The following is an 18,759-nucleotide window of genomic DNA, read 5'->3' on the forward strand; positions in this document are numbered from 1 at the left end:
TCAGCCCCTGCTTCCTGCATCTGTGGCGGATTCCCCGGCGGTCACGCGGATGCCCCGGCGGTCACGCGGATGCCCGGCGCTCACGCGACGTTCCGTGCGCCGCCGCGCGCGTCGCGGACGACGCCGGCGAGCGAGTCGGCGGCGAGGCGGTCGAGCCGGACGACCTCGGCGCCGAGCCGGGCGCCGAGCGCGGCGGCCAGCCCGAGCCGCACCGGCCCGGACTCGCAGTCGACGACCACGGACGCGACGCCGGCGAGCAGCCCGGCCGCCCGCGCCGGGTCGGGGCCGTGGGTGGCGCGGCCGTCGGTCACCACGACCAGCAGCGGGCGGCGGGCCGGGTCGCGCAGCCGCTCGACCCGCAGTACCTCCGCCGCGCGCATCAGCCCCGCGGCCAGCGGGGTGCGGCCCCCGGTCGGCAGCGCGTCGAGGCGGCGCGCCCCGGCCTCCACCGACGATGTGGGCGGCAGCGCCAGGTGGGCGTCCTTGCCACGGAAGGTGATGAGGCCGACCTTGTCGCGCCGCTGGTAGGCGTCGAGGAGAAGGCTCAGGACGGCGCCCTTCACCGCGCGCATCCGCTTGCGCGCCGCCATCGAACCGCTGGCGTCGACCACGAACAGGACGAGATTGCCCTCCCGCCCGTCGCGGACCGCTTCGCGCAGGTCTTCGGGGTGGACGACCAGACCGGAACCACTGCGTCCCCGCGCGCGCTGGTGCGGTGCCGCCGCGCGGAGCGTCGCCGTGAGGTGCAGCCCGCGCGCCCCCGGCCGGGCGCCCGACACGCGTCCGTACGGGCTGCGCGCCTTGGAACGCCGTCCGGGCGCGCCCTCGCCCAGTCCTGGGACGGTGAAGAGGCGCGGCTTGTAGGCGGCGTCCGCAGGCGCGGGCTCGCTCTCGCCCGACCGTCCCGGACCGCCGCTCTCCACGGGCGGCTCCGACTGCTCGGCCTGCGGAGGAGTGGCGGGCGGCGGCACGGACGCGTCCTGATCCGGGCCGTCTGGAAGGCCGCCGCCTCCGCCGTCCGGTCCGCCGGGCCCGTCATCGGGAGGGCCCGGGCCGTCGGGCGGCGGTTCCGGATCGTCGCCGTGCTCCTCGAGGACCTCGTCGAGCTTGCGCCGATCCAGGCCGGGCGCGTCGAACGGGTCGCGGCGGCGCCGGTGCGGCAGCGCCAGCCGCGCCGCCGTCCGCACGTCGTCGGCCGTCACCGCGTCGCGGCCGTGCCAGGCGGCCAGCGCGATCGCGGCGCGCGCCGTCACCAGGTCGGCGCGCAGGCCGTCCACCTCGAACGACGCGCACACGGCGGTGATCTGGCGGAGCGCCGCGTCGGTCAGCTCCACGCCGGGCAGCCGGCCGCGGGCGGCGGCGATCCGCCCGGCCAGGTCCGCCTCGGCCGCGGCGAAGGCCGCGGCGAAGCCGTCCGGGTCGTCCTCGAACCGCAGCCGCCGCCGGACGACCTCGGCGCGCTCGGCCGGGTCGCGGGTCGCGGCGACCTCGACGGTCAGCCCGAACCGGTCGAGCAGCTGCGGGCGCAGCTCGCCCTCCTCCGGGTTCATCGTGCCGACCAGCAGGAACCGCGCCGCGTGCCGGACGGAGACGCCCTCGCGCTCCACGTACGACTCGCCCATCGCCGCCGCGTCCAGCAGCAGGTCGACCAGGTGGTCATGGAGCAGGTTGACCTCGTCGACGTACAGGACGCCGCGGTGCGCCGCCGCGAGCAGGCCCGGCTCGAACGCCCTGACGCCCTCGGTGAGCGCTCGCTCGATGTCCAGCGAGCCGGTGAGCCGGTCCTCGGACGCGCCCACCGGCAGCTCGACCAGCCGCGCGGCCCGCGCCCGCGCGTCCGCCGCGGCGTGCGGACCGTCCGGGCACGCCGGGTCGGGATCGGCCGGATCGCAGGAGAACCGGCAGCCCGCCGCGACCGCCACCGGCGGCAGCAGCCCGGCCAGCGCGCGCACGATCGTCGACTTCGCGGTGCCCTTCTCGCCCCGGACCAGCACGCCGCCGACGCCCGGCGAGACGGCGTTGATCAGCAGGGCGAGCTTGAGATCGTCCATCCCGACGACGGCGGAGAAGGGGTAGCGCGCGCGGGCGCGGCGCTCCGGCCGGCCGGCGTCCGTCATCGACGCGGGTCGCACGTGTCGTCGTCCTTCCTCGGGTGTCCACGCCCGTGGCGGTGCCTGTCCGACGGCCGGAGTCTCCTGGCTCCCGGATCAGCGCGCCCCCTCGGCCTTCCAGCACCGCGTGCCGTGGCCGCGTCGAGGGGGCGCTCCCCTGGTCACAGTTGCGGGACAGCCCCGGATTCGCACCGGGTTCCTCCGCGTCCGTCGCCCGCCCAGCATCGCACACCGGCCGGACGCGCTCGACCGGCGGTCTATCGGCTGACTGTTGGCCAATGTTGGCGATACGCCAATGAGAATGGTCTACTGGTCCGTATGGAGCGACGCGCAGCCCCGCGCGGCGAGGCCGCCGGGGCCGCGACGCCGCGCCGGGGCGCCACCGGGAGCCCGAAGGCCCGCTATCAGCGCCTGCCGCGCGACGAGCGGCGCGACCAGATCCTCGCCGTCGCGCGCCGGATGTTCACCGAACTGCCGTACGCGGAGGTCGCGACGGCGGCGATCGCGCGGGAGGCCGGGGTCCGGCGCGGGCTCATCCACTACTACTTCGGCACCAAGCGCGAGCTGTTCCTCAAGGTCGTCCGGGGCCTGACGGCCACCGCGGCGGTGCAGGCGCCGCCGCCCGACGAGCGGATGACGCTGCCCGAGACCGTCGAGCTGTGCGTGAACCTGTTCCTCGACACCGCCGAGCGGAACGCCACCACCTGGTTCGCGGCGCAGGACGCGGAGGGCTTCGGGCAGGACCCGGAGCTGCTCGGCATCGTCAACCGGTTCCGGGACCGGACGGTCGAGCACATGCTCGCCGTCCTGCGGGTGCCCGCGCCGACCGGCACGCTGCGGGCCGTCCTGCGCGTCTACTCCGGGCTCGCGGACGCGGCGACGCGGCAGTGGCTCCAGGAGCGGACCCTCGACCGCGCACAGGTGCAGACGCTGCTGACCAGGTCGCTGCTGTCGATGGTCACCGACATCGCCCCCGCGCTGGAGGCCCAGGACAAAGGGCTTGTGAACGGGGAGCGCCTAGAAGCCGGGGACCGGCCGCTGCACGCCGCCGCGTACCGGGACGGCGAACCAGACGGCCTTGCCGCGGACGCCCGGGCCGAGCCGTGACAGCGTCCGCAGCGTGCCCCAGCGTCCGCGCGACAGCTCCCGGACGATGCTGAGCCCGCGCCCGCAGTCACCGGACGTCCACGAGTAGCCGGGCAGCGCCGCCTCGGCGTAGGCGTCGAAGACCGCGCACCGCACCTCGGAACCGGCCGGCGCTTCGGAACCGCCGGACGGGCCGCCGGACGAACCGCTGGACGGGCCGCCGGACGCGCGGGCCTCGCCGCCGGCCGCCGGGTCGCCGAGGTAGAGCCACAGCTCGTGCGGGCCGTGGTCGCCGGCGTGCTGGTGGGCGTTGGTGGCCAGCTCGCTCACCATCAGCTGGGCGTCGCCGATCGCCTCGTCCCGCACCCCGAGCGAGACGAGCGCGTCGCGCAGCACGCGGCGGGCGTGGCTCGCACAGCCCGGACCGCCGGGCAGCGCCCACACCCAGCCGGGCCTGGCGCCGTCCGGTCCGCGCGCGGCACCCTCCGCCAGCGCGTCGGCCATGGTGGCGGCGGCGAGGTCGGCCGCCGGATCGGACATCCCCGGATCGGAGGGGGTGCCGGGCGGAGCCGCGGGGCCGGCGGCGGCCGGATCGGCGGCCGGGGCGTCGTGCCCGGCGCGCGGCCCGGCGGTGTGCCGCGTCGCGCGCGGGCTCGCGTCGGTGGTCTCGGGCGGGGTCTTCACGGGTGCCTCCCGCGGGCCGCCTGCCCGGGCGTGCGGTCCGGTGGCCGTCACTATCGGTCCCCGAGCAGTCACGCATTCAAGCGTCTCGTGAGATTCTCACGCCCGCAAGCGCCTTCACGGAATTGTCCTGCCCTTCGTGCCGGGTTCGCCAATCGCGTTGTGGCGCGGCCCGAGAGCGGCGAGACTTCGCTCCCATGACCTACCGCCCCACCGTTCGTGGCCGCCGTCTGGCGCGGGAGCTCCGCAAGCTGCGCGAGGAGCAGGGACTCACCCTGCAGGAGGTGGCGGACCGCCTCGACTGGTCCCGGGCCACCGTCTCCCGGCTGGAGACCAGCCAGACCCGGCCGCGCCCCGGCGACATCGCCGACATCCTCGACCTGTACGGCGTTCCGAGCCCCGACCGCGACGCGCTGATCACGCTCGCCAGGCAGGCCGGGCAGCGCGGCTGGTGGACCGCCTACCAGGACGTCTTCGCGGGCAGCTACGTCGCGCTGGAGGACGAGGCGTCGCACATCCGCACCTGGGACCCGCAGCTCATCCACGGGCTGCTGCAGACCGAGGAGTACTCCCGCGCCGTGATCACCGCGGGCCGGCTGCTGCCCGCGCAGGAGGACATCGAGCGCCGCATCGCCGCCCGCAAGATCCGCCAGGCCCTGCTCGACCGCGACAGCGCCCCCCGCCTGCAGGTCATCTTCGACGAGGCCGTGCTGCACAGGCGCATCGGCGGTCCGGACGTGATGCGGGCCCAGCTGGAGCATCTGGTCGAGGCGATGAACCGCCCAACGGTGACCGTTCAGGTACTCCCGTACGCACAGGGGGGCCATGCGGGCCTTGACGGACGTTTCACCATATTGTCGTATCCGGACCCCGCAGACCCCGATATCGCCTACGTAGAGGGGACCATGGGTGACGTTTACCTCGAGAGCAGTGAGGCAATAGCAAAACATAGAGACCGCTTCGATCTGATCGAAGCGGCCGCACTGTCCCCCGAGGAATCCGCGCACCTCATAGCCGAGGCAGCAAGGAGCAGCCCGTGACCAACCTGCAGCGCGAACTCAGCGGAGCCGCCTGGCGCAAGTCCTCCCACAGCGGGAGCGGCGACCAGTGCGTCGAGGTGGCCCCCCTCTCCAGCGATCTGCGCGCTGTCCGCGATTCGAAGGACCCTGGCGGCCCGGCCCTGGTGCTGACGCCGGACGCATGGCAGAACCTCCTCGACTCCATCCGGGAGGTCTGAGCACGACCCCGGAGGGCCGCGGCGCACGTCGCCGCGGCCCTCGGCCATGCCCGCCCCCGGAGCCGCGCCCCGCCCTTCCCCCGAAAGTAGAACGTGTTCTAGTATCGCCCGTGCGCCGCCGCCCCGGCGGCGCGCACCGCGACCGGAGGATGGCAACGTGACCGCGGAACTCAAGCTCGGCATCAACGTCGGCTACTGGCAGCGCGAGCCCGAGGACCAGACCGAGACGGTGCTGGCCGCCGAGCGCTGCGGATACGACTCGGTCTTCACCGCCGAGGCCTACGGCTCCGACGCGTTCACCCCGCTCGCCTGGTACGCGGCCCGCACGTCCCGGATCAAGCTCGGCACCGCCGTCGTGCAGATGTCCGCGCGCACCCCCGCCGCCACCGCGATGCACGCGCTCACCCTCGACGCCCTCTCCGGCGGGCGCGTGATCCTCGGGCTCGGCGCGTCCGGCCCTCAGGTCGTCGAAGGCTGGTACGGGCAGCCGTTCCCCAAGCCGCTCGCCCGCACCCGCGAGTACCTCGACATCGTCCGGCAGGTCTGGCGCCGCGAGGAGCCCGTCACCAGCGAGGGCCCGCACTACCCGCTGCCGTACCCCGGCGGCGCGGGCCTCGGCAAGCCGCTGAAGTCGATCGTCCACCCGGTCCGTCCGGACATCCCCGTCTACCTCGGCGCCGAGGGGCCGAAGAACGTCGCGCTGTCCACCGAGGTCGCGCAGGGCTGGCTGCCGCTGTTCGTCGACCCCGAGCAGATCGAGCCGGTGTTCGGCGCGTCGCTGGCGAACCGCCCGGACGGCTTCGAGATCGCCGCGACCGTCACCACGATCGTCACCGACGACCTGGCCTCCGCCCTGGAGTTCGCCAAGATCCCGCTCGCGTTCTACATCGGCGGGATGGGCGCCAAGGACCGCAACTTCCACCTCGACCTCATCGGCCGGCTCGGCTTCGCCGAGCAGGCGCAGCGCGTCCAGGAGCTGTTCCTGGACGGGCGGCGCCCCGAGGCGATCAAGGCCGTCCCGGACGAGCTGGCCGACTCGATCTCCCTGCTCGGCCCGCTCGGCCGGATCAAGGAGCGGCTGCAGCTGTGGCGCGACAGCCCCGTCAGCACCGTGCTCATCGCCGGCGTGAAGGACGAGCCGACGCTGCGCGCGATCAAGGAGATGGTCGACGGCTGAGCAAGAGGTTTGGACCTTTTCGCCCAGAATTATCACGTAACGGAAAGTTCCCGCCGCCGACGCGCGGGTTCTACGTTCGTGATCAGGCCACCCCGAGTTACCGGGGCATGGGGAGGGGCCGCCCCCCCCCCCCCCCGCCCCCCCCCCCGCCCCTCCCCATTTCGGGGTGGGCCCGCTCGTAACCGATCGCACACGGCGCGATGGAATGGAGGCGGCGAACCGGGCGCTGCACCGAAGGCACCCGGAGATCACGGACTGGAGATGGGACACACGATGTCCACGCAGCAAGACGCCGCTCGGCTGCTCGTCAGGACCCTCGAGGCGGAGGGCGTCGACTACGTCTTCGGCATACCGGGCGAGGAGAACATCCACTTCGTCCACGCCCTGAACGACTCGTCGATCCGCTACATCCTCGTCCGGCACGAGCAGGGCGCGGCGTTCATGGCCGAGATCTACGGCCGCCTCACCGGCAAGGCCGGCGTCGCCTCCGCCACCCTCGGCCCCGGCGCGATCAACCTGCAGCTCGGCGTCGCGGACGCCACCACCAACAGCACCCCCGTCGTCGCGATCTCCGCGCAGGTCGGCCTCGACCGCATCTACAAGGAGTCGCACCAGATCGTCGACCTGGTGTCGCTGTTCCGCCCCATCACCAAGTGGTCCGAGCTGGCCCCGACCGCCGAGGCGCTGCCGGAGATGGTCCGCAAGGCGTTCAAGACCGCGCAGACCGAACGCCCCGGCGCCGTCTACCTCGCCATCCCCGAGGACGTCGAGTCCGCGACGGTCGCGGACGCGCTGACGCCCCTGCCGGTCAACATCGTCCGGCCGCAGGAGCCGTCGCCCTCCCAGATCGCCCGCGCCGCCGACGTGATCGCCCTCGCCCGGCAGCCGATCGTCCTCGCCGGCCACGGCGCCACCCGCGACCGCGCGAGCGACGCGCTGGTCCACTTCTCCGAGCGCCTCGGCCTGCCCGTCGCCACCACCTTCAACGGCAAGGGCGTCTTCCCCGACGACCACCGCAACGCCCTCGGCGCCGTCGGCTTCATGCGCCACGACTACGTCAACTTCGGCTTCGACGAGGCGGACGTCCTGATCGCCGTCGGCTACGAGCTCCAGGAGTTCGACCCCGTCAAGATCAACCCGACCGCCGACAAGAAGATCATCCACATCCACCAGTCGCCCGCCGAGGTCGACGACCACTACCCCGTCACCGTCGGCATCCAGGGCGACATCTCCCGCTCCCTGCGCGCCCTCGCCGACAGCGTCCACCGCCGCTGGGACGTGGGCGGCACCGGCGAGAAGATCCGCAGGATGATGCGCGAGGAACTCGCCGAGGGCGCCACCGAGGACGGCTTCCCTCTCTCCCCCCGGCGCATCGTCGCCGACGTCCGCGCCGCCATGGGCCGCGGCGACATCGTCCTCGCCGACACAGGCGCGGTGAAGATGTGGATGGCCCGCATGTACCCGACGTACGAGCCGAACACCCTCCTCGTGTCCAACGGCCTGTCGTCCATGGGCTTCTCCGTCCCCGGCGCCATCGCCGCCAAGCTCGCCCGCCCCGACCGCCGGGTCCTCGCCGCCACCGGCGACGGCGCGTTCCTGATGAACTCCCAGGAACTGGAGACCGCCGTCCGCGAGAACGTCCCGATCACAGTCCTGATCTGGGACGACTCCGCCTACGGCCTGATCGAGTGGAAGATGGACCTCGACATCGGGTCGAGCTCCCACATCAAGTTCGGCAACCCCGACTTCGTCACGTACGCCGAGAGTTTCGGCGCCCGCGGCTACCGCGTCGAATCCGCCGGCGAGCTGCTCCCCACCCTCCGCAAGGCCCTCGCCGAGGACACCGTGTCCGTCATCACCGTCCCGGTGGACTACTCCCACAACCTCCAGCTAACGGACAAGCTGGGCGACCTGACCGGCCCCTTCTGACCACTCTCGAACGCGCTTATGGTCTCGAATAACCATTCGAGACCATAAGCGCTGCGCAACCTTTCGATCACCTTTAGTGTGCATTCCATGCCAACGAGCGCACACGAGCTCCCGCTGGAGATGGTCCGCAACCGGCCCGAGCTCGTCCCCACGATCCTGCGGACCGTCTTCGACCTGGACATCCTCGGCGAACCCACCATCACGTCCGAGAACTTCGCCGACCACAACCCGGCCGAACTCCGCTGCGACGCCACCGTCATGTTCGACACCGGAGACGAGCGCACCCACGGCGTCATCGTCGAGTCTCAGCAGCGGTTCGACGGCGGCAAGCAGCACAGCTGGCCCGCCTACATCGCGCTGCTGCGGCTACGCCACAAGTGCGGCGCGACGCTGCTCGTCCTGTGCCCGGACGAGAACAGCGCCCGCAGATGCGCCGCCCCCATCGACATGGGCCACCCGAACTGGGTGCTCGAACCCCTCACCGTCCACCCCGGCATGCTCCCCCCGATCACCGACCCCGACCAAGCCGCCCGCATGCCCGAACTCGCCGTCCTCAGCGCCCCCGCGCACGCCGACGGCCCGCACGCATCCGCCGTGGTCAGCGCCGTCGCCGCGGCCATCGACACCCTCACCGGAGACACCGGCCCTCTGTACCATGACTACCTGAGGACGCTGCTCTCCGACGCTGCCCGCAAGCTCCTGGAGGACACTGTGAAGACCACCGGCTACGAGTGGCAGTCAGACTTCGCCAAAAACCACATCGCCGAGGGCCGCGCCGAGGGCGAGGCTAAGTCGGTGCTGCTGGTTCTAGAGGCGCGCGATCTCGCCGTGCCCGACCACGTCCGCGAACGCATCACCGCCTGCACCGACACCGACCAACTCGAACGCTGGATCCAGCGCGCCGCGACCATCGACCACGCCGACCAACTCTTCGACTGACGCCCCTGGCCGCCCCCGCCACCAAGCGGGGGCGGCCATCCACAGACGGACGCCACCGACACCCTGCGGCCTGCGCACATCCACAGCGTGCACCGCTCTCGCGGAAAGAGACCATGGACCTCAAGAACTACGAGTGGCAGTCAGACTTCGCCAAGAAGTACATCGCCCAGGGTTACCGCGAGGGATTTCGCGAGGGCATGGCCAGGTGGTGTTGCGGGTTCTCGACAGGCGGGGAGTCGTCGTCACTGATGAGATGCGCGGGCGGATCACCGGTTGCGAGGACGTCGAACAGCTTGAGCGCTGGCTCGAACGCGCGGTCCGCATGGACGTCGGCGACAGCCTGTTCGGCTGATGTGGTCTCGGCTCCGGCCTGTGCCGGGCGGGCCGGTCCGTTGAGGTGAGCGGGGTGCTGGCTGGGCGGGTGGCGGTCGTCACGGGGGTCGGGCGGCGGGCCGGGATCGGGTTCGCGGTCGCGCGGGAGCTGCTGGCGGCCGGGGCGAGCGTGCTGGTGCAGTCGTGGACGCCGCACGACGAGGAGCAGCCGTGGGGAGCCGATCCGGTCGAAGAGGTGCTCGGTGCGCTCGGCGGGGTGGGGCCGCGGTTGGTCCATGTCGAGGCGGACTTCGCCGAGGCGGACGCACCGGGACGGGTCGTCCGGCGGGCGGTGGAGGTGTTCGGGGCGGTCGATGTGGTGGTGGCGAACCATGCGCGCAGCGCCGAGCAGGCGCTTGCGGAGGTCACGGCCGACGAGCTGGACCGGTGCTGGGCGGTGAACGCCCGGGCGAGCGTGCTGCTCGCCCAGGCGTTCGCGGAGGTCCATGACGACGCGCGGCCGGGCGGGCGGATCGTGCTGTTCACCTCGGGGCAGCATCTCGGGCCGATGGGGCGGGAGATCCCGTACGCGGTGAGCAAGGGGGCAATCCACCAGATGACGCTGACGCTGGCGGACGTGCTGGCCGACCGGGGCGTCACGGTCAACGCGGTCAATCCAGGGCCGGTGGACACCGGGTGGGCGGACGAGGAGCTGACCGCGCGGGTCGCGGGGGCGCTGCCGTTCGGCCGGTGGGGGCGGCCGGACGACGTGGCGCGGCTGGTGCGGTGGCTGGTGTCGGACGAGGGGCGGTGGATCACCGGCCAGGTGATCAACTCTGAGGGGGGTTTCCGGCGGTGGAGCCTTTGAGGAGGAGGCCGCCGACGGCGAGCAGGACGAGGACGATCACCGCGCCGCCGTAGGCGTCGGCGGTGTCGCGCAGGCCGATGTGCGTGGTGGCGAAGCCGGCGGCGATGGCGGGGAGGCTGAAGGCGAGGTAGCTGAGGGTGTAGACGGTCGCGAAGAGGGCGGCGCGGCGGGCCGGTTCGGCGAGGGACGCGGCGATGCGGAAGGCGCCGAGGAACGCGGCGCCGAAGCCGAGGCCCGAGATCACGGTGGCGGTGAAGAACAGCGGCGTGGACGCGGTGGCGAGCGCGGTGAGGGTGAGGGCGAGGCCCACGGCGAGGACGACCGAGCCGCCGATCATCATGGGCCGGGGGCGGCGGGCGCCGGTCCCGATGACGGCGCCGGCGCTGGCGGCCATGAGCGCGAAGACGACCAGGCCGCCGACGAGGTGGCTGCGGACGCCGAGGACGCCGGCGGCGAGCGAGGGGCCGAGCGACATGTAGAGGCCGACGACGCTCCAGGTCGCGATCAGGCTCGGGACGATCAGCACGAAGGTGCCGCGGGCGCCGCGGGGGACGCTGACCTGCGGGCGCAGCGAGGCGAGCGCGCCGGGACGGCGGGCGGACGTCTCCGGCATGGCGAGGATGCCCGCGACGGCGAGGGCGCAGAGCGCGGCGAGCAGCCAGTAGACGAGGGTGGTCGGCGCGGGCGCGTACTGGACCAGCAGGCCGGAGCCGAGGGCGCCGGCGCCGAGGCCGATGCCGGGGGTGGCGCTGTTGACCAGGGACGCGAGGCGCTGGTCGTGCGGGGGTTGCAGGTCGACGAGGCCGGCGCTGATAGCGCCGGTGGCGGTGCCGGTCGCGAGGCCCTGCAGGATGCGGGCGGTGACGAGCCAGCCGACGCCGTCCGCGGCGACGAACAGCAGCATGGCGGCGACCTGGGCGATCAGGGCGGCGGCGAGGACGGGACGGCGGCCGATGTGGTCGGAGAGGGCGCCGACGGTGACGAGGGCGGCCAGCAGCGCGAGCGCGTAGACGGCGAAGACGACGGTGAGGGTGGTCGCCGAGAACTTCCATTCGTCCTGGTAGACGACGTAGAGGGGGGACGGTGCGGCGGCCGCGGCCATGAAGGCGAGGAGGGTGGCGGCGAGGGTCCAGAAGGCGGCGGCGCGGGGCAGCCGGCGGGAGCGGGGGCCCGAGGCGGGTTCGGCGGCCGGGAGGGCGGTGGTCACGGCGGACTCCTAAAGCAAAGATATTAGCTTTAGCAGACGGTACCCGTCCTCCGGCGCTAAAGCAAAGGATATTGCGTTAACCTGGGCGCCATGAGCACCGGCACCCGTTCCACGAAGGCGCGGCCCGGCGGGCGCAGCGCCCGCGTCCGGGACGCGGTCCACCAGGCGGTCACCGAGCTGATCTGCGAGCGCGGCGCCGACCGGGTCACGATCCCGCTGGTCGCGGGGCGCGCGGGGGTCAATCCGACGACCGTCTACCGGCGCTGGGGCACCGTGCCCGCGCTGCTGGCCGAGGTGGCCGCCAAGGAGCTGGACGCCGACGCCCCGCCCCCGCCGAGCGGCGACCTGCGCGCCGACCTCGCGGCGTACGCCGAGTGGGACCTGGCGCATCTGTCGCGTCCGGGCGGCATCGCGTTCTTCCGCGCGGAGGTCGCGGCGGACCTCGACGAGCGCAAGGCGGGCCTGCGCGAGTGCCTGCGGCAGGTGAACGACGCGCTGGAGGCGATCGTCGCCGCGGCGCGGGCGGGCGGCGAGGCCGACCCGCCGCCGGTCGAGGAGATCATCGACCGAGTGGTGGCGCCGCTGTACTTCCGGGTCGTCTTCTCGGTCCCGGGCACCGACGCCCGCGTCGCCAGGCGGCTGGCCGAGGAGTTCCTCGACGGGCGGTCCTGACCGGGACGCGACGGCCCCCGGCGCCGCGTCCCGTGGTCGAGATCAGGCGCGGCAGATGATCTCGCCGTGCACGACGGAGTACCAGCCGTCCTCCGCGGCGGCCCACTCCTTCCATCCCTCGTACACGCGCTGCAGTTCCTCGCGGGTGGCGTGGCCGCCGGCGACGGCCTTGTCGGCGAGGGACGAGTCCCGCATCCGGCCGCCCCACGACTCGCTCCACCACTCGCGCTCCTCGGGGGTGGCGTAGCACCAGGCCGACGCGGACGCGGTGACGTCGGTGAACCCGGCCCGCCGCGCCCAGGAGACCAGCCGGCGTCCGGCGTGCGGCTCGCCGCCGTTGCCGCGCGCCACTTTGTCGTAGATGTCCAGCCAGGGGGCCATGGCCTCGGGCTCCGGATACCAGATCATGGTGCCGAAGTCGGCCTCGCGGGCGGCGACGATGCCGCCGGGCTTGGCGACCCGGCGCATCTCGGCCAGCGCCCGCACGGGGTCGGCGATGTGCTGCAGCACCTGGTGGGCGTGGACGACGTCGAAGGTGCCGTCGGGGAAGTCCAGGTCGTGGACGTCGGCGACGGCGAACTCGACGTTGGCCGCGCCCTTGGCCTCGGCGTTGCGGCGCGCGTCGGCCAGGACGACCTCGGCGGCGTCGGTGGCGACGACGCGTCCGGGCGCGACCAGCTCGGCCAATCCGGCGGTGATGGTGCCCGGACCGCAGCCGACGTCCAGGACCGACATCCCGGCGCGCAAGTGCGGGACCAGGTAGGCGGCGGAGTTCTCGACGGTGCGCCACCGGTGCGCGCTCAGCACGTTCGCGTGGTGGCCGTGGGTGTAGGTCGCGTTCGCGGACATCGGGATCACCTCTCTGCCGGTGCCTGCACCCTACGCCGACTTCTCAAAATTTGAGAACTGGGTCTCAATATATAAGACACCTGGACATGCGAGAGGGGGCCGGGGCACGATGCCCCGGCCCCCTCTCGGAGCCGATCCGTCAGGCGGCCGCCGTCAGGCCGCCTTGCCGCTGTGTCCGTGTCCTCGTCAGGCCGCCAGGGCGATGCGCCGGCCGGCGACGCGCCGCGCGGCGGGGACCGCCGGGACGGCCGCCGCGGCGGGCAGCGGTTCGATCACCGCCAGCGCCGGCGGAACCTCGGCGTAGGCGTTCAGCGTCGCGTGGGTGAGTTCGGTGAGCCACGGCTGCACGATGGTCCGCTCGGCGGGCCCGTCCAGCCGTGGGTGGGTGAGATGGAATGTGCCGGTCGCTTCGCTCACTGTCGACACCCCTTCCTTGACCCGGCGGCCCCGCGCCTGTGCAATGGCCACCGGTTGTCACATACCCCTAGGTACGTAGTCACAAGCCACTCGGTTCGGCGGCTGTTCCCAAGCGCCCCAGGTTGTCCCCTAAGTCACAGCCCAACCTAGAGCCCGCCTCGGACATTCTTCGAACGCTTATTCGGTCAGTCGAGCCCCGGCTCGTCGCGGGCCCGGACGCGGCGGACCCGCCGCGCGTGGTGATCGTCACGACGTTCGACATGGACGAGTACGTGTACGGGGCGCTGCGCGGCGGCGCGGTCGGGTTCCTGCTGAAGGACAGCGGGCCGGCGCTGCTGGTGGAGGCGGTGCGGGCGGCGGCGAACGGGGAGGCGCTGGTGTCCCCGTCGATCACCGTGCGGCTGCTGGAGCACCTGGCGCGCCCGCCCCGCAGTCGGGCCGGGCACCGCGCCGGCGCCGCCCCGCGAGCGGCCGACGGAGCGGGAGCTGGAGGTGATCCGGCTCGTCGCGCGGGGCCGCACGAACGAGGAGATCGCCGGGGAGCTGTTCGTGTCGCTGTCCACGGTGAAGACGCACCTCGGCAGCGTGCACCGCAAGCTGGGGGCGCGGAACCGGGTCGAGGTGGCGGCGTGGGCGTGGGAGTCTGGGCTGACGGCCTGATCGCTCCCGGACGGGAGGCACGGCGCGCACTTCGCGGAGGCGGCGCGCACATCGCAGAAGCACGGGGGAACGGCACTGGCACCGGAGTCGATCGACGGCATCCCCGTGACCGTTGTGGTCGTGTGGATCCTGGGCGCCACTGGATGGGGGGTGGTCCTCGCGGGGCTGCGCCGCGGGCTGCGCGGCCGGGACCGGGGACCGGCGCTGTTCGCGCACACCGCCACCCCGGCGGGCGTCGTCCTGATGTTCGCGGTGCTCGGATACGGGTCGCTGTACGCGACGATCGCGCTGGCCGCGGAGTGGTGGTCGCTGGCGGTGGTGACGGGTTTCCGGCCGGCCCGGCTGGTGGCCGGCGGCGGGCTGCGGCGGCTGGCCGCGTGGCTGCTGCTGACCGCCGCCGTGACGTATGCGGCGGGACGGGTCGTCCTCGGCGGGTAGCGGCGGGCCCGCACCTGAAGATCCGCTGGAAGAGCGTGAACCCTTCGGGGGCCAACCCACTCAAACCTACGTAGTATCCGAAGCAGCGAACGGTAAAAAGGGGCCCTCGGAGGTGAAACCATGCCGTGTGCGCTATGCGGCGACATCATCCCGTCCGAGGTCGCCCGGTGCCCGGCGTGCGGGGCCTGGGCGCGGCGCCGCGACTTCCGCGCGGTCGGGGTGGCGGTGTTCATGCTGCTGGGCTTCGACGCGTTCGTCTCGCTCGGGTCGGGGATCAGCCTGCTGCGGATGGCGCGCCCGCTGCACGACGCGACCCATGACACCTATGACGCGTCCGTGACGGACAAGGCCCTCGCGCCGTACCAGGACGTGTTCCTGATCGGCGCGATCATGGCCGCGGTGACCGGGATGCTGTACCTGGCGTGGCTGTGGCGCGCGTACGGGCAGTCGCCGGGGCCGCACCGGCACCACCGCGCGTGGGTCCTGTTCGGGTGGTTCTGCCCGGTGGTGAACCTGTGGCTGCCGCCGCGCATGGTGTACGAGGTGTGGGTGAACAGCGGCCGGTACCGGACGGCGGAGCGGCAGGCGGCGGGCCTCGTCGTGGCCGGCTGGTGGGGGTGCGCGCTCGTCGGGCTGCTGCTCGCCCGGATGTTCGGCCATGGCAGTGTCGACACGCTCGCGGACGCCCGGTTCGACGTGCACGTTGGTGTCGCCGCGTCCGCGTTCCAGGCGCTCGCCGCCGCGCTGTGCATGGCGACGGTCTTCCAGATCACCCGCCTCCAGGTGAAGGGCGACTAGTCCGGGGCCGGCCCGGACGAGCCGCCGCTGGTGTGCCAGAGCGGCGCGCGCGGGGGTCGTTTGACGGCGGGTCCGGCGTGGCCGATGTCGGAGTAGAGGGACATCGCGAAGCCGGTCGGCTGGACGACGCGGCGCCCGACGGGGCGGACCTGGGGTCCGCGCCGAGCCATGGCGGCACGGACGGCGTCGATGCCGCCGCGCCGCCATTCCTCGTAGAGGGTGTTCAGGTCCCAGCAGGCGGTCGCGGTGATCGAGACGGCGCGGGCGCCGGCGTGCCGGACGCGGCCGCGGACGACCAGCAGCCACGAGCCGAACACGGTCGCGGCGCAGCGCTCCTGCACCGACTCGAAGAACGCCAGGTCGACGGGGCCGGTGGAGTCGTCCAGCGTGGCGAAGATGATCCGCTGCCCGGACCGCACCGCCGGGGTCTGCGTCGCGACCTTCACCCCGGCGACCAGCACGTCCGATCCGGCGGGACGGCCGGGCAGCGCGGCGGCGCGGACGATCCCGAGGGCGTCGAGGAGCCCGTCGTAGAAGCCGAGGACGTGCCGGCTGACGTCCATGCCGAGGACGTCCAGCTCGGCCTCGACGATCTCGGCGGGCGTCATCGGCGGCAGCTCGCCGAGCGGGACGGGTTCGGCGAGGCCGGTCCCGGCGCCGGACGGGTCGCCGTCGCCGTCCTCGTCGCCGAGCGGCAGCTGCCCTTCGACCACGGCGGGGCCGGATCGGCGGGCGGTGGCGCGGTCGAGGGCGCCGACGCGGCACAGCAGGTCGCGGCGCGGCACCGGCTCGCCGCCGGGTCCGCCCGGGTACAGCCCGTCGAACGCCCCGGCGAGGACGAGCCGTTCGGCGGTCGGCCGCGAGACGCGGGCGCGGCGCCAGAAGTCGGTCAGCGACGCGTACGGCCGGGCGCCGACGATAGCGTCGACCTCGGCGTCGCTGATGCCCCTGACCTCGTTCAACGCGACGCGGATGCCGGTGGGGCCGCCCTCGGCGACGGGTTCGGCGTGCCAGTCCGGCGCGGACCGGTTGACGTCCAGCGGCAGGATCGGGACGCCGAAGTGCCGCGCGTCGTCCAGGATGACCCGCTTGGGGTACATGCCGGGGTCGTGGGTGAGGACGCCGGCGTAGAACGCGGCGGTGTGGTGCCGTTTCAGCCAGGCGGACTGGTAGGTCGGCAGGGCGAACGACGCGGCGTGCGCCTTGCAGAACCCGAACGCGCCGAACGCGGTGAGCGTCCGCCAGACGCGCTCGACGGTCGGCTCGTCGTAGCCGCGCGCCCGCGCCCTCTCGCGGAACCAGGCGCCGACGGCGGCCTGGCCGCGCTCCTGGTTCAGGCTGCGCCGCGCCGCCTCCGCCGTCGACAGCCCGCAGCCGGTCATCACGTCGAGGACGCGCAGCACCTGCTCGTGGAACACGACGACGCCGAGGCTCTCCCGCAGCGCCGGCTCCAGGTCGGGGTGCGGGTAGTCGGGCTCGCGGATACCGGCGCGGGCGTCCAGGAACGGCGACACCATGTCGGAGTTGACCGGTCCGGGGCGGAACAGCGAGATGTCGATGACGAGGTCGTCGAGGTTCCACGGCTGGAGCCGGCCGATCAGCTCGCGCTGGCCCGGCGACTCGATCTGGAAGCAGCCGAGCGTGCGGGACGTGCGGATCAGCGCGAAGGTGTCGGGGTCGTCGCGCGGGACGGCCTCCAGGTCGATCTCCTCGCCGGTGGTCCGCGCGACCTCGGCGACCGCGTGCGCCATCGCCGACTGCATCCGGACGCCGATGACGTCGAGCTTCAGCAGGCCCATCGCCTCGGCGTCGTCCTTGTCGAACTGGCTCATCGGGAACCCGAGCGCGCTCTGCTCGACGGGCACCCGGTCGCGCAGCGTCGCGTTGGACAGCAGCACCCCGCACGGGTGCATCGCGATGTGGCGGGGCAGGCCGTCCAGCCGCTCGGCGATGCGGAACAGCACGTCGAGGCGGCCCCGCGACAGGTTGCTCTGCCGCAGTTCCGGCAGGTCGCGCAGCGCGGCGCCGATCTGGCTCGCGCGGATCTGCGGGAACGCCTTGGCGATCGCGTCGATCTCCTGCGGCGGCAGCCCGACGGCGTTGCCGACGTCGCGGATCGCGCTGCGCGCCCGGTAGGTCTCCATCATCGACACGCATGCTGTGCCGTCGGCGCCGTACCGGTCGAACAGCGCCTCGTAGGCCTCCAGCCGCCGCGCCGACTCCACGTCGAGGTCGATGTCGGGCAGGCCCTCGCGGCTGTCGGCGAGGAACCGCTCCATGACGAGGTCGTGCCGGAGCGGGTCGAGGTCGCCGATGCCGAGCAGGTGGTTGACCAGGCTGCCCGCGCCCGACCCGCGGATCGCGCAGCGGATGCCGCGCGAGCGGATCAGCGCGGCGGCGTCGGCGACCGTGAGGAAGTACGGGGCGAGCCCCTTGCGGGCGATCACGCCCAGCTCGTCGGCGAGCCGCGCCCGCGCCCGCCGGGATCCGCCGAGCCCGCGCCGTGCCATCCCCTCCGCGCAGCGGGCGGCGAGCCGCGCCTGCGGGTCGCCGGTCACCTCGGGCAGGTGCACCGCGTCCATCCCCAGGTCGCGGCCCGGATCGAGGACGCACCGCTCCGACAGCCGCCGGGTCTCGGCGAGCAGCGCCTCGGCCTCGTCCGGGCCGCAGGCCAGCTCCGCGACCCGGCGCATCTGCGCCTCCGACTTCAGGTAGGCGTGCCCGGTGCGGTCGTCGAGGTGCCGGCGGTCCAGCGGGACGAGCCGCCGCGTCACGTCGAGCACCTGCGCCACCGGATGATCGGCCGGCTCCAGGTACCGGACGGCGTTGGCGAGCACCGCCGGCACGCCGGACTCCCGGGCGAGCGCGAGCATCCGCGCCGCGCGGTGCCCGTCGCCCACGTCGTGGTGGTCCACGATCTCGATCACCGTCTCGGCGGTCTCCCGCCACCGCGCCAGCAGCCGGGACGCCAGGTCGGGGCGGCGCGCCGCGACGGCCCGTCCCACGTCGGAGGCGGGCCCGAGCAGGACGACGAGCCCCTCGGCATGGGCGCCGACCATCTCCCGGGTCGCCACCGGACGGCCCCGCTCGCCCGCCGCGTGCGCCGCGGTGACGAGCCGGCACAGCGACCGCCACCCGGCGCGCCCCTCCGCCAGCACCACGACCCGCTCCCCGCCGCCCAGGTTCAGGTCGGCGCCGACGACCGCGCCGATCCCCGCGGCGCCGCATGCCCGGACGTGCCGGACCGCGCCGTACAGGCCGTCCCGGTCGGTCAGCGCGAGCGTCTCCAGGCCGAGATCGGCGGCACGCGCGGCCAGCGCGGCGGGCGGCGCCGCGCCGTACCGGAGCGAATACGCCGAAGCGACGTGAAGGTGCACG

General features: G+C 73.6%; 17 protein-coding genes, 1 pseudogene and 1 riboswitch. Of the genes and pseudogenes, 12 read left to right on the forward strand and 6 right to left on the reverse strand.

Annotated features, from left to right (window positions below):
* Positions 1-80: 80 nt before the first annotated feature.
* Positions 81-2,117 (reverse strand): putative cobaltochelatase, encoded by a 2,037-nt coding sequence (locus F8568_RS26350; RefSeq protein WP_151596419.1) that lies wholly within the window; start codon positions 2,115-2,117, stop codon positions 81-83.
* Positions 2,118-2,189: 72 nt separating this feature from the next.
* Positions 2,190-2,312: riboswitch (cobalamin riboswitch) on the reverse strand.
* Between the two features lie 117 nt (positions 2,313-2,429).
* Between F8568_RS26350 and F8568_RS26355 the strand changes: the two genes are divergently transcribed.
* Positions 2,430-3,218, forward strand: a complete 789-nt coding sequence (locus tag F8568_RS26355) for a TetR/AcrR family transcriptional regulator (RefSeq protein ID WP_151596374.1) — start codon at positions 2,430-2,432, stop codon at positions 3,216-3,218.
* Here the strand turns inward: F8568_RS26355 and F8568_RS26360 are convergent.
* The gene (locus F8568_RS26360; protein ID WP_236009162.1) at positions 3,129-3,881 is read right to left on the reverse strand and encodes an ATP-binding protein; all 753 of its coding nucleotides are present in this window, start codon (positions 3,879-3,881) and stop codon (positions 3,129-3,131) included. The two genes, F8568_RS26355 and F8568_RS26360, sit on opposite strands and share 90 nt — an antisense overlap.
* Before the next feature lie 194 nt (positions 3,882-4,075).
* On the opposite strand from F8568_RS26360, the gene F8568_RS26365 reads away from it, so the two are divergent.
* From F8568_RS26365 to F8568_RS26395, 7 genes are all read left to right on the forward strand, one after another.
* Positions 4,076-4,918, forward strand: a complete 843-nt coding sequence (locus tag F8568_RS26365; protein WP_151596375.1) for a helix-turn-helix domain-containing protein — start codon at positions 4,076-4,078, stop codon at positions 4,916-4,918.
* Positions 4,915-5,115 (forward strand): DUF397 domain-containing protein, encoded by a 201-nt coding sequence (locus tag F8568_RS26370; protein WP_151596376.1) that lies wholly within the window; start codon positions 4,915-4,917, stop codon positions 5,113-5,115. The genes F8568_RS26365 and F8568_RS26370 overlap by 4 nt, the downstream gene beginning before the upstream one ends.
* A 157-nt stretch (positions 5,116-5,272) precedes the next feature.
* Positions 5,273-6,292 (forward strand): LLM class F420-dependent oxidoreductase, encoded by a 1,020-nt coding sequence (locus F8568_RS26375; RefSeq protein WP_151596377.1) that lies wholly within the window; start codon positions 5,273-5,275, stop codon positions 6,290-6,292.
* Between the two features lie 273 nt (positions 6,293-6,565).
* Positions 6,566-8,221 (forward strand): acetolactate synthase large subunit, encoded by a 1,656-nt coding sequence (locus F8568_RS26380; RefSeq protein ID WP_151596378.1) that lies wholly within the window; start codon positions 6,566-6,568, stop codon positions 8,219-8,221.
* An 87-nt stretch (positions 8,222-8,308) separates the two neighbouring features.
* The gene (locus tag F8568_RS26385; RefSeq protein WP_151596379.1) at positions 8,309-9,160 is read left to right on the forward strand and encodes a hypothetical protein; all 852 of its coding nucleotides are present in this window, start codon (positions 8,309-8,311) and stop codon (positions 9,158-9,160) included.
* 205 nt (positions 9,161-9,365) lie between these two features.
* Positions 9,366-9,512: a hypothetical protein gene (locus F8568_RS26390; protein WP_160573764.1), complete on the forward strand. Its 147-nt coding sequence runs from the start codon at positions 9,366-9,368 to the stop codon at positions 9,510-9,512.
* A 54-nt stretch (positions 9,513-9,566) separates the two neighbouring features.
* Complete coding sequence (locus F8568_RS26395) at positions 9,567-10,340, forward strand: SDR family oxidoreductase (RefSeq protein WP_328601023.1); 774 nt, start codon at positions 9,567-9,569, stop codon at positions 10,338-10,340.
* Here the strand turns inward: F8568_RS26395 and F8568_RS26400 are convergent.
* The gene (locus F8568_RS26400; protein WP_151596380.1) at positions 10,303-11,547 is read right to left on the reverse strand and encodes an MFS transporter; all 1,245 of its coding nucleotides are present in this window, start codon (positions 11,545-11,547) and stop codon (positions 10,303-10,305) included. The two genes, F8568_RS26395 and F8568_RS26400, sit on opposite strands and share 38 nt — an antisense overlap.
* A 90-nt stretch (positions 11,548-11,637) precedes the next feature.
* On the opposite strand from F8568_RS26400, the gene F8568_RS26405 reads away from it, so the two are divergent.
* A complete protein-coding gene (locus tag F8568_RS26405; RefSeq protein ID WP_151596381.1) occupies positions 11,638-12,219 on the forward strand; it encodes a TetR/AcrR family transcriptional regulator in 582 nt (193 codons plus the stop codon).
* Between the two features lie 42 nt (positions 12,220-12,261).
* Here the strand turns inward: F8568_RS26405 and F8568_RS26410 are convergent, their stop codons facing one another.
* Both F8568_RS26410 and F8568_RS26415 read right to left on the reverse strand, forming a co-directional pair.
* Complete coding sequence (locus F8568_RS26410; protein WP_151596382.1) at positions 12,262-13,068, reverse strand: methyltransferase domain-containing protein; 807 nt, start codon at positions 13,066-13,068, stop codon at positions 12,262-12,264.
* Between the two features lie 186 nt (positions 13,069-13,254).
* Positions 13,255-13,485 carry a hypothetical protein gene (locus F8568_RS26415; protein WP_151596383.1) on the reverse strand — a complete coding sequence of 77 codons (231 nt, stop codon included), beginning with the start codon at positions 13,483-13,485 and terminating at the stop codon, positions 13,255-13,257.
* A gap of 197 nt (positions 13,486-13,682) precedes the next feature.
* Between F8568_RS26415 and F8568_RS26420 the strand changes: the two are divergent.
* From F8568_RS26420 to F8568_RS26430, 3 genes and pseudogenes are all read left to right on the forward strand, one after another.
* Positions 13,683-14,145 (forward strand): annotated as a pseudogene (locus F8568_RS26420) (LuxR C-terminal-related transcriptional regulator); the annotation flags it as partial.
* 105 nt (positions 14,146-14,250) lie between these two features.
* Positions 14,251-14,583: a hypothetical protein gene (locus tag F8568_RS26425; protein WP_328601024.1), complete on the forward strand. Its 333-nt coding sequence runs from the start codon at positions 14,251-14,253 to the stop codon at positions 14,581-14,583.
* A gap of 120 nt (positions 14,584-14,703) precedes the next feature.
* Entirely contained in the window at positions 14,704-15,381 is a 678-nt protein-coding gene (locus tag F8568_RS26430) for a DUF4328 domain-containing protein (protein ID WP_151596385.1), read from the forward strand.
* Here the strand turns inward: F8568_RS26430 and F8568_RS26435 are convergent.
* Positions 15,378-18,758, reverse strand: coding sequence for a DNA polymerase III subunit alpha (locus F8568_RS26435; protein ID WP_328601025.1), 3,381 nt, complete (start codon positions 18,756-18,758; stop codon positions 15,378-15,380). The genes F8568_RS26430 and F8568_RS26435 overlap by 4 nt on opposite strands.
* Position 18,759: the final 1 nt, after the last annotated feature.

It is taken from the genome of Actinomadura physcomitrii, from assembly GCF_008923205.2.
Lineage (GTDB): Bacteria > Actinomycetota > Actinomycetes > Streptosporangiales > Streptosporangiaceae > Spirillospora > Spirillospora physcomitrii.

Coding starts and splice junctions, on each gene's coding strand:
- F8568_RS26350 (WP_151596419.1), bottom strand. CDS start 2,117: ATGACGGACGCCGGCCGGCCGGAGCGCCGCGCCCGCGCGCGCTACCCC.
- F8568_RS26355 (WP_151596374.1), top strand. CDS start 2,430: ATGGAGCGACGCGCAGCCCCGCGCGGCGAGGCCGCCGGGGCCGCGACG.
- F8568_RS26365 (WP_151596375.1), top strand. CDS start 4,076: ATGACCTACCGCCCCACCGTTCGTGGCCGCCGTCTGGCGCGGGAGCTC.
- F8568_RS26380 (WP_151596378.1), top strand. CDS start 6,566: ATGTCCACGCAGCAAGACGCCGCTCGGCTGCTCGTCAGGACCCTCGAG.
- F8568_RS26385 (WP_151596379.1), top strand. CDS start 8,309: ATGCCAACGAGCGCACACGAGCTCCCGCTGGAGATGGTCCGCAACCGG.
- F8568_RS26405 (WP_151596381.1), top strand. CDS start 11,638: ATGAGCACCGGCACCCGTTCCACGAAGGCGCGGCCCGGCGGGCGCAGC.
- F8568_RS26410 (WP_151596382.1), bottom strand. CDS start 13,068: ATGTCCGCGAACGCGACCTACACCCACGGCCACCACGCGAACGTGCTG.
- F8568_RS26430 (WP_151596385.1), top strand. CDS start 14,704: ATGCCGTGTGCGCTATGCGGCGACATCATCCCGTCCGAGGTCGCCCGG.